Origin of the sequence: Bacillus sp. AFS031507, from assembly GCF_002584635.1 — a bacterium.
GTDB lineage: Bacteria > Bacillota > Bacilli > Bacillales > Cytobacillaceae > Neobacillus.
In genome coordinates this window covers 207,762-222,059 of record NZ_NUOW01000006.1, presented here as the reverse complement: position 1 = coordinate 222,059, position 14,298 = coordinate 207,762, and the positions used below count along the sequence as shown (strand labels likewise).

The 14,298-nt window shown below is 37.1% G+C and carries 13 protein-coding genes; 11 read left to right on the top strand and 2 right to left on the bottom strand.

Going from position 1 to position 14,298, the window contains the following annotated elements:
• Window positions 1–225 precede the first annotated feature (225 nt).
• Together COE25_RS07810 and COE25_RS07805 are read left to right on the top strand one after the other, a co-directional pair.
• Window positions 226–1,443 carry an MFS transporter gene (locus COE25_RS07810; protein WP_098932201.1) on the top strand — a complete coding sequence of 406 codons (1,218 nt, stop codon included), beginning with the start codon at window positions 226–228 and terminating at the stop codon, window positions 1,441–1,443.
• Between the two features lie 233 nt (window positions 1,444–1,676).
• Window positions 1,677–2,048, top strand: coding sequence for a hypothetical protein (locus COE25_RS07805; protein WP_088086721.1), 372 nt, complete (start codon window positions 1,677–1,679; stop codon window positions 2,046–2,048).
• Window positions 2,049–2,165: 117 nt separating this feature from the next.
• Here COE25_RS07805 and COE25_RS07800 read toward each other — a convergent pair whose 3' ends face one another.
• Window positions 2,166–2,894 (bottom strand): GntR family transcriptional regulator, encoded by a 729-nt coding sequence (locus COE25_RS07800; protein WP_088086722.1) that lies wholly within the window; start codon window positions 2,892–2,894, stop codon window positions 2,166–2,168.
• Window positions 2,895–3,217: 323 nt separating this feature from the next.
• Between COE25_RS07800 and COE25_RS07795 the strand changes: the two genes are divergently transcribed.
• The 7 genes from COE25_RS07795 to COE25_RS07765 all read left to right on the top strand — a co-directional run bounded on the left by COE25_RS07795 (window position 3,218) and on the right by COE25_RS07765 (window position 11,706).
• The gene (locus tag COE25_RS07795; protein ID WP_088086723.1) at window positions 3,218–3,526 is read left to right on the top strand and encodes a PTS sugar transporter subunit IIB; all 309 of its coding nucleotides are present in this window, start codon (window positions 3,218–3,220) and stop codon (window positions 3,524–3,526) included.
• A 5-nt stretch (window positions 3,527–3,531) separates the two neighbouring features.
• Complete coding sequence (locus COE25_RS07790; RefSeq protein ID WP_098932200.1) at window positions 3,532–4,899, top strand: PTS sugar transporter subunit IIC; 1,368 nt, start codon at window positions 3,532–3,534, stop codon at window positions 4,897–4,899.
• A gap of 27 nt (window positions 4,900–4,926) precedes the next feature.
• A complete protein-coding gene (locus tag COE25_RS07785) occupies window positions 4,927–6,240 on the top strand; it encodes a 6-phospho-beta-glucosidase (RefSeq protein ID WP_098932199.1) in 1,314 nt (437 codons plus the stop codon).
• Between the two features lie 25 nt (window positions 6,241–6,265).
• Window positions 6,266–6,574: a PTS lactose/cellobiose transporter subunit IIA gene (locus COE25_RS07780; RefSeq protein WP_088086726.1), complete on the top strand. Its 309-nt coding sequence runs from the start codon at window positions 6,266–6,268 to the stop codon at window positions 6,572–6,574.
• 98 nt (window positions 6,575–6,672) lie between these two features.
• A complete protein-coding gene (gene chbG, locus COE25_RS07775; protein ID WP_098932198.1) occupies window positions 6,673–7,377 on the top strand; it encodes a chitin disaccharide deacetylase in 705 nt (234 codons plus the stop codon).
• 647 nt (window positions 7,378–8,024) lie between these two features.
• Window positions 8,025–8,984 carry an aldolase catalytic domain-containing protein gene (locus COE25_RS07770; RefSeq protein ID WP_088086728.1) on the top strand — a complete coding sequence of 320 codons (960 nt, stop codon included), beginning with the start codon at window positions 8,025–8,027 and terminating at the stop codon, window positions 8,982–8,984.
• 349 nt (window positions 8,985–9,333) lie between these two features.
• Entirely contained in the window at window positions 9,334–11,706 is a 2,373-nt protein-coding gene (locus COE25_RS07765; protein ID WP_098932197.1) for a polyprenyl synthetase family protein, read from the top strand.
• A gap of 32 nt (window positions 11,707–11,738) precedes the next feature.
• Here the strand turns inward: COE25_RS07765 and COE25_RS07760 are convergent, their stop codons facing one another.
• The gene (locus COE25_RS07760) at window positions 11,739–12,080 is read right to left on the bottom strand and encodes a helix-turn-helix domain-containing protein (protein ID WP_098932196.1); all 342 of its coding nucleotides are present in this window, start codon (window positions 12,078–12,080) and stop codon (window positions 11,739–11,741) included.
• A 176-nt stretch (window positions 12,081–12,256) separates the two neighbouring features.
• On the opposite strand from COE25_RS07760, the gene COE25_RS07755 reads away from it, so the two are divergent.
• Window positions 12,257–13,261: an asparaginase gene (locus COE25_RS07755; protein WP_098932195.1), complete on the top strand. Its 1,005-nt coding sequence runs from the start codon at window positions 12,257–12,259 to the stop codon at window positions 13,259–13,261.
• Between the two features lie 239 nt (window positions 13,262–13,500).
• Window positions 13,501–14,298 (top strand): hypothetical protein, encoded by a 798-nt coding sequence (locus tag COE25_RS07750; RefSeq protein WP_098932194.1) that lies wholly within the window; start codon window positions 13,501–13,503, stop codon window positions 14,296–14,298.

Below are 14,298 nucleotides of genomic sequence, written 5' to 3'. Positions count from 1 at the left end.
CTTGCAATATAATAAAAATATTGTCACATGAAATGTATCGTGTTACTATTAGATGAAATTAAATTCCTTTAATTTGGTCCAGAGAGGCCAAAAAGGCAAAAGTAAACTTCATCATACTAATTATGTATATGAATGCCCTTTTGTCCTTTGGATGAAAGGGCATTTTATTTTTGCCCATAATCTTTTAATCAAAGTCCTGTGAGGCTTGAAAGGAGAACGACAAAAATGGATTATCGTAAAAAAACAGTAGTTGCATCAGTAGCAGGTTTAACTTTAGAGGGCATGGATATCATGTTTATCTCCTTTGCGATGTCGATGATTATTGCAGAGTTTCATATTGACATGGTTGCTGGAGGTCTTATTTCTTCGATTACCAATTTAGGTATGCTCGCTGGAGGAATCATTTTCGGTATCTTAGCAGATAAATTTGGGAGAGTTAAAATATTTACCTATACGATTCTACTATTTGCTATCGGAACGGCATTAACTGGTTTAGCCGTAAATATTGAACAAGTATACATCTTTAGGTTTATTGCCGGCTTAGGCGCAGGTGGGGAATACGGAATTGGTATGGCGCTTGTGGCTGAAGCATGGCCAAAGAATAAACAAGGACGCGCTTCTTCTTATGTTAGCATCGGTGCACAATACGGTGTGATTCTGGCTGCACTTCTTAGTGCCATGATCCTGCCTGCTTGGGGATGGAGAGGATTGTTTTTCATCGGATTGGTTCCGGTTATATTCGCCTTTATCGTCCGAAAAAAATTAGACGAATCACCCGTGTGGCTGGCATCACAAAAGAAAAAACAACTTGTGCCAAAGCAAGCGAATTTAAAGCAATTGTTTGCTACTCCAAGAACTTCAGTTACGACGATTGCTTTAGCTATCATGGCAACGGTCCAAATTGCAGGTTATAATGGCTTGATGATTTGGCTGCCATCCATGCTTCAACAATCCCAGGGATTATCAGTTTCAAACTCGGCTCTTTGGACGATTAGTACAGCTGCGGGAATGATTGCAGGTATGTTAACTTTTGGACAGTTTATGGATCGACTTGGAATGAAGCGGTCATTCGGAATCTTCTTATTCGCTTCCGCAATCGCAGTCTTTTTATACTCCTTTGCGTCAGGAAGTGCGGGTCTTTTAATCGGCGGTGCGATTGTAGGATTCTTCTCGAATGGAATGTTTGCTGGTTACGGTGCATTAATAAGCAATTATTATCCAGTAGAAATTCGCAGCACAGCAACCAATACTATCTTTAACTTCGGTAGAGCATTAGGGGGATTATCTCCTATTTTAGTAGGATATATCCTGCAGCATGCTAATGTGACGATCGCAATGGGATATCTTGCTGTACTCTACTGTATCTCCTTTATAGCAATGGTTAGTTTGAAAAAAAGAAAAGATAATCAAGATCAAAACATTACTTTATCTAAAGCAGTGTGAATTGACTCTTATAGCATCTTCATAAAATAATAAATTCTAAACTAAATTGAGGCTGCAAATCAAATTGGATTTGTGCCTCTTTTTTATGAAGATTTTTCACTTATTTTTCCTGATTCTTTCATTAATAAGGAATTTTTTCGAGACATTTGGTTTTGTTGGTGTCATTATTCCTTCCCAAGACATACACTCTTTTTAAAGATGGGTTGGAAATTAGAAATTGAGGAGAGGACAAATTGAACTTCGAGATGCAAAAAGCGAATATGTTGGCTGAAAATATCAATGGTTTTATAAAATATGTTCAGAAAAGCCATGAAAATAAAAACAGTTTTAGGTTTAATCCGGATAAATTGTTTCAAATAAAACTCCTGATTGAGGAGTTTAAGTTTCAAATACTAGCAGATGAACTTTTAAGAATCAATAAGTTTTCCTGGGATGAAAAGTACACGTATTATTTAGTTGATCAATTTATAGAAGGAATCGAGATTATTGATGAATACATCCATAATAACTACAATGATTTATTTCTCTTAACGGCTAGAATTTACACATTAAAGGATCTCAGTCAATCATTTAGCAGGCAAGGAAAACTGTATCATTGGTCCTAAGGCCTCCCTTTTTTAACTAAGGCATTGGTATTATAATGCCAATGCCAATTATTGGAGGCGATTTTCGAAATGACCAATCCTTTTTTCACGTTAATCTACTGTTTTATATATAAATCGTTAGTAATTTCTTTCAATGACAAAATGGGCCAAATCTCCACGATAGATTGTTTTTGAATATTCAATGATTGAACCATCTTGAAGATAGGCCAAGGTATCGAGCGCAAAGCAGGGGTCACCAACACAGATATGTAGTTTTTCTGCTGCCTCTTGATCTGCAATAAACAATTCGAGGCTTTCAATTGTCTTGTTTATTTTTAAACCAAATTGTGTTTCCAAAAGTTTATATAATGAATTTTCACAACCCTGTTTATTTAAAGCTGGGGTTTTATACCAGGGTAAAAAGGCAGTTTCAAACTGTATCGGTTCTTCATTTACATAACGTATCCGCTCTAGCACATTAACTGGTTCTCCCTCTTGGATCTTTAATTGTTCACTAAGATACTCATCTGCTGGTATTACTTCTAATTGTCCTACTTTTATTAATGGTTTTTTTCCCTGCATGGAAATTTGACTCGAAAAGTGGTCAACCGTCGTTGTTAAAATTTGTTTTACCTTGTTTGCGGAAACAAAAGTTCCGCTTCCTCGTTTACGATAAACATAACCCTCCATCGTTAATTGTTGTAGGGCAGTTCGTACAGTTGTCCTGCTTACACCATATTTTTCGCAAAATTCAGCCTCCGTCGGAAGTTGTGAGTCTGGTTTATATTCCCCGTCGTTAATCAATTGAATGATTGCATCTTTTACCTTAAGGTGCAGAGCACTTCCGTCTTTTGTATCTTCTATCATAGTGGACTTCCCCCTCAATACCTATAGATTAACAAAAAATAGCTCTTAAAGGTACTATAAAAGTACAATTATTTATATTTGTAATAACAAATTTTAAAAATAATAACAAATTGGCGAGAAATGTATTGTAAATATTCAGAATTGTCATTACAATAAGATTATAAAAACCTTTTACTGCTTTTTGAAATAAGCTATATGTTTACTTCTAAAGGGGGAGGAAGATTGTTTATAAGCATTAATAATGTTAAGCATCTTTTTCGAAAAATCGAACTCATTTGCAATTTTATTAATTAATGTAATCGCTTTCTTTAAGGGGGATATTGATGAACATTTTATTATGCTGTTCCGCTGGTATGTCTACGAGTCTATTGGTTTCCAAAATGGAAGCAAGCGCCAAATCACAAGGGATCGATTGTAAAATTTGGGCAGTAGGATCCACTGAAATAAATGACCAGATAAACAAGGCAGACGTATTGCTTCTTGGTCCACAAGTTCGCTATATGCTTACCCAGCTTAAAAAGGCAGGAGAAAAGATTGGTATTCCGGTAGATTCTATTAATCCGAAGCATTACGGCCTTTGTAATGGAGAGGAAGTTTTGAAGCAAGCAATTAATCTAATAAAAGGGGAGTAGGTAACATGATGAATTTTATCGATAAATTTATTATGCCTTTCGCAAATAAGCTAGGGAACAGCAGGCACCTTCTTGCTATTCGTGACGCTTTGGTAGGAATGATCGCGATTACCATGATTGGTTCGTTAGCAGTGTTATTAAACAACCTAGGATCTGTACCTGGCATTGGTAAATATTATGAAAAATTAATGATATCTATTTTCGGTGAAACGTGGAAAACTTTAGGCTCAGATATCTGGTGGGGTACCCTTGCCTTCATGACGATATTTGCGGTTTTCGGTATAGCTTATAAGCTGGCAAGATCTTATGGGGACGATGGTTTCGAAGCGATGCTTGTCGCTGGTGCTTCTTTCTTTGTCCTGATTCCTCAAGTTGCTAACGTGTCGATAACTCCTGAGGGCGGTGAAGCTGTAACAGGGGGTGCGTGGGGGTTCATTGGCTGGAATTATTTTAATGCCACTGCCTTATTCACCGGTATTATTGTAGCCATTGTAGCCACTGAAATTTTTGTTCGTTTAGCTAAAGTCAAGTATTTGGTGATTAAATTGCCTGATGGAGTTCCGCCAGCGGTTTCACGTTCATTTGCTAAGCTCCTCCCAGGAATGGCAACCATTTTTACCATTAGTTTATTTGGCCTTGTTTTACGAAAGTTTATTAGCGATGGTGCTTATTTAAATGACTGGATCAATAAAGTACTCGTATCACCGCTTACTGGGGCGGTAGATTCAATGCTATTTGCGATTTTAATAGTAACCTTGGTACATGGATTTTGGATTCTTGGTCTTCACGGTCCAAACATACTTGGGGGAATTACAACTCCTTTAATGACCAAGTTAGGGCAAGAAAATGTGAATATGTATGCAAAAGGTGTTAAAGATTTAAGTGAATACCATATTCTTTCTGGTTCATTCTTGGATGCATTTGTTTATCTGGGAGGTTCAGGTGCAACTTTAGGTTTAATTGTAGCAATGTTTATTGCAGGGAGGAAACGTAATAAACAATTACTCGCATTAGGAACACCTCCTGGGATTTTCCAAATCAATGAACCCATTCTTTTTGGATTGCCCATTGTATTAAATCCCATCTGGTTCATTCCGTTTATACTAGGACCAATCATCATGACAATCGTAGCCTATACATCCATTAGTTTAGGTTTGGTTCATCCAGTAGTTGCTGATATCCCTTGGGTAACACCTGCAATTATAGGAGGATTATTAGCAACTGGCGGGCATGTTTCCGGTGCTATTTTGGCGGCAGTGAATTTATGCATTTCAATCTTTATTTATCTGCCTTTTGTCATTGCTCAGGGACGCATTGATGCAAGGAGAGAAATGGGTGAAACATCCAAAACTACTGATACCTTAAATATGTAGATAAAATCCAAGCAGAGGTGTTAAAAAATGAAAGACGGTTTAAAAATCGTAACGATAGGCGGGGGCTCGAGCTATACCCCTGAACTTATTGAAGGATTTATTAAATATTATAACGAACTGCCTGTGCGTGAATTATGGTTGGTAGATGTTGAAAATGGAAAGGATAAGCTTGAAATTGTCGGTAATCTTGCCAAAAGAATGGTAGAAAAAGCAGGGGTTCCGATAAAGATCTATTTGACGTTTGATCGAAAAGAAGCTTTAAAGTCTGCTGATTTCGTAACTACTCAATTTCGAGTAGGGTTGCTTGATGCACGCAAGAAGGATGAGAGTATTCCGTTAAAGCACGGTGTACTTGGTCAGGAAACAAATGGCCCAGGAGGTTTATTTAAAGCATTAAGAACTATTCCTGTTATTCTTGATATTTGCCGGGAAATGGAGGAGTTTTGTCCGAAAGCCTGGCTCATAAACTTTACAAATCCTGCCGGGATGGTCACAGAGGCAGTCCTTCGTTACAGTAATATTGATAGAGTGGTAGGATTGTGTAATGTGCCGATTGGTATGGAAATGGGCGTTGCAAGACTATTAGAAGTAGACAATAACAGAGTAAGAATCGATTTTGCTGGATTAAACCACATGGTATACGGATTGGATGTTTTTGTCGATGGGGTATCCGTAAAGGATAAGGTGATTTCTTTAATTAATGATCCCGAGAAAAGTATAACGATGAAAAACATTCATGCAATGGGGTGGGAGCCTGAGTTCTTGAAGGCATTAGATGTTTTACCATGTCCTTATCACAATTACTATTATAAATCTGGAGATATGCTGGAAAAAGAATTGAAAAACTATAAAGAGGGCGGAACACGTGCAGAGGTTGTTAAAAAGCTGGAAGAAGAGCTATTTGAGTTGTATAAAGACCCTCATTTAGCAATTAAGCCGCCTCAATTAGAGATGAGAGGCGGCGCCTATTATAGTGATGCAGCTGTAAGACTTATCCACTCAATGTATACGGATAAACGTGACATTCAGGCTGTTAACACAATCAATAACGGGGCTATTGCAGGTCTCCCTTTTGATTCTGCTGTCGAAATCAGCTGTATCATTACAAAGGACGGACCGAAACCGATTGCCGTGGGTGATCTGCCTATACAAGTTCGTGGGCTTATACAGCAAATGAAATCATTTGAAAGGGTAGCGATTGAAGCGGCAATAAGCGGGGATTATGCAATGGCGTTACTGGCTATGACAATCAACCCACTTGTACCAAGCGATCGCGTGGCAAAAGTCATTTTGGACGAAATGCTCGAGGCACATAAAGAATACCTACCCCAGTTTCATTAATTATCAAGAAAAAGAGGGAAGTAAAATGGAAAATTTAGAGGCAGTAATCTTTCAAATTATACTCCATGGCGGCAACGGCAGGAGCGCTGCAATGGAAGCGATGCAGGCAGCAAAGAAAGGGGATTTTGAAGGAGCAAGACAAAAATTGATGGAAGCAGACAATGCCATGAATGAGGCACATCATATCCAGACATCGCTCATTCAAGGAGAGATAAGAGGAGAAAAAACGGAAATCTCACTTTTAATGGTTCATGCACAAGATCATTTAATGAATGCGATGACAGTAAAGGATTTGGCTGTAGAAATGGTTGAACTGTACCAAAGAATCAAATGATAGAACCTAAAATGTAAAACCTTCTCTAAATTGCCCATCATTCATGGATAATTAGGATATCGCTATGTTTAGTCCAAAACCTTAAGGATGAATAAATCATGATAAAATTAATCGTTAACGCGGACGACTTTGGGTTTAGTCGAGGCGTAAATCATGGAATAATCGACAGCTATTTATATGGAATTGTAAAATCAACTACAATGATGATGAATATGGCTGGGACAGAGCATGCCATTCAATTGGCTAAAAAAAATCCAGGATTGCGGGTAGGAATTCATCTTGTGCTAACATGTGGCAAACCATTAGTAGACATGGCTCCCTCATTGGTTGATGTTAATGGACTTTTTAAACCCTTGTCCTCTTTCAATCCTAAAGATATTTCTTTAGATGAACTTGAAGCTGAGTGGACCGCTCAAATCGACCGATTTATCGATTCGGGACTTAAACCAACCCATCTCGATAGCCATCACCATGTTCATACCTTGAAAGAAGTGTATCCTGTGGTTAAGAAATTATCAGTTAAATTCGGGCTGCCAGTAAGGAAAAATGGATACATCTCCATTTCTGGTGTGGACTCTTTCTCTGACGTATCATTGTTTGATTTCTATGGTGAAGGTGTTACACCGGACTATTTTTCAAAGTTGAAAGATCGTATTAAAGATGGCATAACAGTTGAAGTTATGTGTCACCCTTCATACTTAGATAATAACCTATTAAACGGGTCTTCTTATACTTATCAGAGATTAACAGAGCTAGAAATTCTAACATCGGTTAAACTACCTAAAAACATCATTTTAGTGTAACTTGTTCGACGGGTTTACTTAGAAAGAGCTTAATTTAAAAATTTACATTAACATTGACAGAATGCTAAATTAGTAGTATTTTGTTAATATTACTTTAACACTTAAAAGCGTTTAAGCGTTTAAGTGTTTAATCCTTTTGGTGTAAAAGAAAATAGATTCAAAGCTCAGCATTCTTAGTAGTACCTACTACACAGCAAAAAGAGACTGGATGGATGGTGCAAATCCAGGTGTACAAGAGTATGAATTACAAATGCAGTTTCATGAGCTTATTTATTGAGTGGATGGGCAATTCTAGCCTATCAAATAGGGTGGTATCGCGGAGAGTCTCTTCGTCCCTTGTTTTGGGATGAGTAGACTCTTTTTTATTTTTATTTAAGGGAGATATGCACATGTGAGAACTTACAGCAGCAAGAAATATTATCAAATGATTATCAGCAATACCTTGTTTTAATACAAAGAGGACTAATGAATTAATGACATGGGGAAGAATATAATTGGTTACTTTTGATAAAGTGAATTTTCGGAAAATAGGTTGACACCTCCGGACAATACGTGTTATAAACACAATAAGAAAATTTTAGTAATTAAAAGCATAAAAGTATGAAATAATATTAGAAATGTGGAATAAACAGGGGGAAATGACGATCATGGAAACTCGTAGCAAAATTTTAGACTGTACCATTCGTGATGGAGGATTAGTTAACAATTGGGATTTCAGTGTCGAATTTGTTCAAGACTTGTATAACGGCCTAAGTGAAGCGGGTGTTGAATACATGGAGATTGGCTATAAAAATTCTCCAAAGCTTCTTAAAGCGACAGAGCCCAATCCATGGCGATTTCTTGATGATAACTTCCTGAAAGAAATTATCCCTGTCAAAAAGTTCACGAAGCTATCGGCTTTAGTCGATATTGGGCGTGTAGATCCCAATGATATTCTACCTCGTGAACAAAGTGTTTTAGATATGATTCGAGTAGCGTGCTATATCCGTGAAGTAGATAAAGGCTTAGAACTTGTCCAAATGTTCCATGATTTGGGATATGAGACGTCACTGAACATTATGGCATTATCAAGTGTTCCTGAACAACAGCTGATCAAAGCTTTTGAATTGGTGAAGGAAAGCCCTGTAGATGTGGTCTATATCGTTGATTCCTTTGGAAGCTTAGACCCTGTAGATATTGAGCACCAAGTGAAAAAGTTCAAAGCGTTGATCCCTAACAAACAGCTTGGAATTCACACACATAACAATATGCAGTTAGCTTTTGCCAATACGTTAACTGCGATGCGAAATGGGGTTACATATCTCGATTCGTCTGTATATGGCATGGGTCGGGCAGCAGGTAACTGTAACACAGAGCTTCTTGTTAGCTACATCCAAAAATCAAGCTATGAGATTAAGCCAGTTCTTGGAGTCATTGAGAAGCACATGCTCGAAATGCGTGAAAAGTGGGAGTGGGGCTTTATCATTCCTTATATGATTTCAGGTGTTCTTAATGAACATCCACGTGTTGCCATGGCATACCGTGATAGTGCTGAACGTGATCAATTCGTAGATTTTTATGACAAAGTAACATCACCTGAAAGTACAGTGGCTACAACTTTAAAATAGGTTAAATTGCTTAAAGCACCTCTATATTTGAGGTGTTTTTTTATTAATTAAAGAGGCTGTGTTAAAGGTCATTATTGATATTAAAGCCCACGTTGATTGGAGCGGAAATCAACAGCCAAGTTTAACAAAGCCATTAAAAAAGAAAAGATTAATGAAGGTATTATTTACAATTCGCGGAATTATAATATGAAAGGAAATATTATACTTTTTGAGTCTAAAGATGTTATTTTATGATTATAAATAAATATATTTTGATAGTTTTAAAGAAAAACGCTTGGATTTATAATCTCGGTTTGAATTATATTGCAAAACATGTATAAGACAACCTTAAGAAGAGGTAATGTACAGTATGGATGAGGAGTTAATAAAAAATGCCGATGCATGTTATCAGCTAGCTGAGCAGAAGGCTGCTCATTATTTTAAATCACTTCATAAACAGGTCATGCAAAAGACCTTTGTTCCTGTCCTAACAAAAGATATTCAATCTTGGAAACACAACCATATTCATCACCATTCGATATTATCCTTTTTTTCACGTCGAAAAGGAAAACCTGATAATCGAGCATATCACAATTATATCCAATGGCTCAATTACACCGGCAAACTTGATAATTACTTGGATCGCAGCATCTCTTATATTTTCATGCGGGACCTAGGCAAAGCTCTGGACTCAACTGAGACACAGAAAAGGGTACGGCGTGTTGTTGACAGTTTAAAAAATCACCTAATTCAGTCTACCTCAACAAACCTTAGTGTCAATTCTGAGACGTTTAGCATGGCCGGGTTGTACCGAATCGCCCAGAAAGAAGGCATCGAATCCACGATGATTTGGGTGCTAAACAAATTAAAGACTGTATCCTCCAATATTCCAACGGGAATGGATGCTGAGAATGCTCAGAGAAAGCTTATTAAAATCATTGCTGGGGTAATTATGCATGAAGTTGAAGAGATGGGCGATGAGATATCGCCTGAAGAACGAATGAAGAAACTTGATGATGCAATTAGGCTCGGCTATTCCTATGGTTTAACCTATCCATTTATTGACGATCTTCTCGATGCCAAAGTCTTATCTGCTAATGAAGAAAAACAATATTCCGATTTGATTCGTACCACCCTTATCACAGGAAATGTACCGGAATTGGGTGAGTGGTCTGGGAAAAACATAAACCTAATCCGATATATTCATTCAGAACTCCGCGATGCCTTTGAGTATATTAAATCTCATTTGCGGCCAGAGACCAGCAAAAAATTTTTCGAGCAGGCGTATGTGTTTTTTAATTCACAGGAAGTGGACCGTTTAAAGGATCTATCCAATGCAAATTACACGAATGAAGAGTTATACATTCCGGTCATTTTAAAATCCTCTTCTTCCCGATTGATTGTCCGTTCAGTTATCAGTGCTCCGGAGGATGAAGGCTTTGACACCCGAACATTCTATTATGGCATATACAACCAGCTTGCGGATGATTTTGCAGATATGTATGAAGACTTGAAAGAAGACAGGGTAACCCCCTATACCTATTATCTGAAGTATCATGAAAAGCGATTCGATCTTATCAATCCTTTTGAATTATACTGGACGGTCATTTCTAATTTGATCCATAAGGTATATCACTCAGATCACAAGGCCTGTGAGGTGATTCTTGATCGTGCTATAAATGGTCTTAAGAGATTTAAAGAACGAATGGGAACTGAAAAATACAACGAAGTTATGAAATTATTTTTTTCAGGAGTTCCAAAGTTTAATCGTGTGATTCAAAATATGGTTCGTAAAGCAGATGATGTAGATTTCTTTGATAAACTACTTCGGGACCATATGATTACCATTTTGAAAAATGAACGGAAGGAGCAGGTAGACTTTTTAGAAACGATTAAAACTGTCCGTAATCAGATCAACAACGTCTTAAATATCCCTAAAATTGAAGAAGTTGAGCCAATAATTGATGCTGCAAATTACAGTCTGGAAGGTGACGGGAAGCGATTGAGGCCAATAATGACCTGGGTCATGGGCGTTAACGAATATGGATTAAATAGTTCGGCCATCGTACCACTTCTACGATCATTAGAATACATGCATACGGCATCCTTAATCTTCGACGATCTGCCATCACAGGATAATTCCTCTACCCGTCGGGGACGTCAAGCAATACATTCGGTTTATAACATTGCCATAGCAGAATTAACTGGACTGTTTCTGACCCAAAAGGCAATTGAAGAACAAGCATCTCTTGATCAATTCGATTCGAAATCGGTGCTTAACTTGATTAAATACTCAGCTCAAATGACAGCTGTTATGTGTAAGGGACAGGCGATGGATTTGGATTCTAAAGGGAAACAATTAACACTGGAACAATTGAATTTGATGTGTTTTTATAAAACTGGAATAGCATTTGAAGCTTCCCTAATCATGCCTGCAATCCTCGCCCATGCAAATGAAATCGAAATTGAAGCTTTGAAAAAATTCGCCCAACATGCTGGTATTGCGTTTCAGATAAAAGATGACCTGCTTGATGTTGAAGGAGATATGATCATACTCGGAAAACCGATTGGTAAAGATGCTGAAAACAACAGTTCTACTTTTGTGTCCATCCTAGGTCAGGAGGGTGCTAGAAAAGAGATGTGGGAACAATACTGTCTTGCCATGGAAGCGTTACAAGCGGTGCCTCGCAATATCACTTTTCTGAAGCATTTATTGAATTATATAGTTAACCGTGATCATTAATCGTTTGTCATATTGTTATATTTAGAAGATGTTTAAACCATTGTTTGTTTTACTTGACGTTTTGTCCTGGTAAAAGCAATAAAATCACAAAGTTCTTCTTCAGATAATGGAGTCCCATCGAGATAAATAAAACTGTTACCCGACTGTAATACGCAGTTTAATTCAACCTTTATTTTTTCTTCGTCAACTCGATTTAAGAGAAAATCAACTGTTGTATCAAATAATTCGGCCATAAGAGATAAAGCATGTAAAGAAGGCTCTCTATACCCGGATTCATAGCCTGCATAGGTACTTTTGGCAATGCCCAGCTGATCGGCTGTTTCCTGCATTGACCACTTTTTTTGTTTTCTAAGGTCTACTAATCGTTTTAACACTCTCGTTCCCTTCCCCCATGGTTTTTTGCTTGATTATATCATAGAAAAAATCGTTTAAAAAGAAATATATACGCGATATGAAAACAATGATTGATTTTAATACATTAATAGCTTTATAATTAGTATATTCATTCGCAAAACGCGTACGTTTAGATATAAGTAAAGGGGGGGAAAGGATGAAAAAAATATTATTACTTGCAACAGGGGGAACAATCGCATCGGTGGAGGGCAATGAAGGTCTAGTTCCTGGAATGTCTCCTGATGAATTACTCCGATATTGCCTGAATGTATCTGAATCAATAGAGGTAACGTGCAAAATTCTTATGAATAGAGATAGTACAAATATGCAACCAGAACATTGGGTAATGATGGCAAATGCAATAGCCGATAATTACACTATGTATGATGGATTTGTCATTACTCATGGTACTGATACACTAGCTTATACTTCCTCAGCTTTATCCTATATGCTGCAAGGGTTACAAAAACCGGTTGTTGTAACTGGATCCCAAGTTCCAATTAGCTTTAGTCGAACCGATGCCGTAAAAAATGTTGCGGATTCGATTCGATTTGCTTGTGAAGATATTGGTGGGGTTTTTGTTGTCTTTGATGGACGAGTTATAATTGGAACCCGTGCAGTCAAAATTAGAACGAAAAGTTATGACGCTTTTGAAAGTATTAACCATCCTTATGTTGCTTATATAACTGGGGACATTGTTAAATACTATTTCAAACCGGAGAAGATGCATCAAGAATTAAGTGTAGATACACGTATTTCTCCTGATGTATTTGTTTTGAAATTGTTTCCAGGAACAAAGCCTGAAGTATTTGACTTTGTGAAAACTTGCTATCGAGGCGTCATAATTGAAAGTTTTGGTAATGGGGGACTTCCATTTGAGGACCGTAACTTATTACCCAAGATTAAAGAATTAACTGAGGCTGATATAACCGTTATCATTACTACTCAATGCTTAGAGGAAGGGGAAGACCTTTATCTCTATGAGGTTGGAAGGAAGGCAGCACAATATAATGTTACACTATCAGGTGATATGAACACCGAAGCTATTGTTTCTAAGCTTATGTGGGCGCTTGGAAAAACAAATGATTGTAAAGAAGTAAAGAAGATCATGGAAACTCCTATTTCCTGGGATTTAACAACTGATAACGAAAAAGTAGAATGAAGACCGTTTAATTATTTGAACGGTCTCGTTGCTATGAATGGCTGGTTGTATGAATCTATTACTTCCTTTTATTAGAACCAACATCCGCCCCAATTCAACTAGGAAATTGGTACTGAAAGCGACCTTGCTCACTCAAATTCTATTCTCTAGAAGACTTCTATTATAGTCTTTTTTATCCATTCACTTTTTATATTTACTCCTATAGTATAAATAATAAATGCAAGGAAAGAAGGAAGATCGTGAACACGGATCAAGCTTTTGATTTGTTAATGGAAGCAGGAGTCACTGAAGATACTAGTATTCAAACGGTTAGACGGTGGCTCCGTGAAAGAAAGATTAACTACGAGGGAACAGGACAACGGGATACAGGATACATAATTGATAATACAGATCAAGTTTTTAACATGTTAAAGGATGCAGGTGTAACCGATAGCATCGCATTTCAAATTGTTCGTCGCTTGCTGCGTGAAGGTAAGATTCAAAACGTGGGGGCTGGAAATCAGAAAACAAAAAACCAGCAAAATGAAACAGATTCAAAGGGATTAATTATTAGTCCGTCAGATCAGGATAAGGTCGTCCACCAATTGAAAATAAGAATAAAAGCACAGGATGAACATATAAAAGGAATTGAACATCTACATAAGACGTCCATAACCAATTTAATTAAGCAAAGAGATATTTTACATAAAGAAATTGCCAACCTAAAGAATGAGAAAAGTGAATTACAAAAGGAAACCAAGAAATTACTTAAAGAAAATATTGATTTAACTAATGAATTGTTAAAATTTAAAGAAGAACTTTTTAAAGGAAACAAAAGAGATACTGATAAGACACATGACGTTCCCCCTTCTTCACCTAACACGAATGATTATCGGCAAAAATTAGGTCTTTCAAAAATGGCGAGCGATAAAGAAGTTTTAACCAGATATAAACAATTATTAAAAATAACTCACCCAGATCACGGCGGTAATGCAACAGCCTTTCATTTCATTAAAACTGATTATGATTATTTTAGAAATAGTATCAAATTGAAATAG

Excerpts from the sequence above, each read along its gene's own strand:
- COE25_RS07810 (WP_098932201.1), top strand. The coding sequence starts at position 226 with ATGGATTATCGTAAAAAAACAGTAGTTGCATCAGTAGCAGGTTTAACT.
- COE25_RS07800 (WP_088086722.1), bottom strand. The coding sequence starts at position 2,894 with ATGATAGAAGATACAAAAGACGGAAGTGCTCTGCACCTTAAGGTAAAA.
- COE25_RS07795 (WP_088086723.1), top strand. The coding sequence starts at position 3,218 with ATGAACATTTTATTATGCTGTTCCGCTGGTATGTCTACGAGTCTATTG.
- COE25_RS07790 (WP_098932200.1), top strand. The coding sequence starts at position 3,532 with ATGATGAATTTTATCGATAAATTTATTATGCCTTTCGCAAATAAGCTA.
- COE25_RS07785 (WP_098932199.1), top strand. The coding sequence starts at position 4,927 with ATGAAAGACGGTTTAAAAATCGTAACGATAGGCGGGGGCTCGAGCTAT.
- COE25_RS07780 (WP_088086726.1), top strand. The coding sequence starts at position 6,266 with ATGGAAAATTTAGAGGCAGTAATCTTTCAAATTATACTCCATGGCGGC.
- chbG (WP_098932198.1), top strand. The coding sequence starts at position 6,673 with ATGATAAAATTAATCGTTAACGCGGACGACTTTGGGTTTAGTCGAGGC.
- COE25_RS07770 (WP_088086728.1), top strand. The coding sequence starts at position 8,025 with ATGGAAACTCGTAGCAAAATTTTAGACTGTACCATTCGTGATGGAGGA.
- COE25_RS07765 (WP_098932197.1), top strand. The coding sequence starts at position 9,334 with ATGGATGAGGAGTTAATAAAAAATGCCGATGCATGTTATCAGCTAGCT.
- COE25_RS07755 (WP_098932195.1), top strand. The coding sequence starts at position 12,257 with ATGAAAAAAATATTATTACTTGCAACAGGGGGAACAATCGCATCGGTG.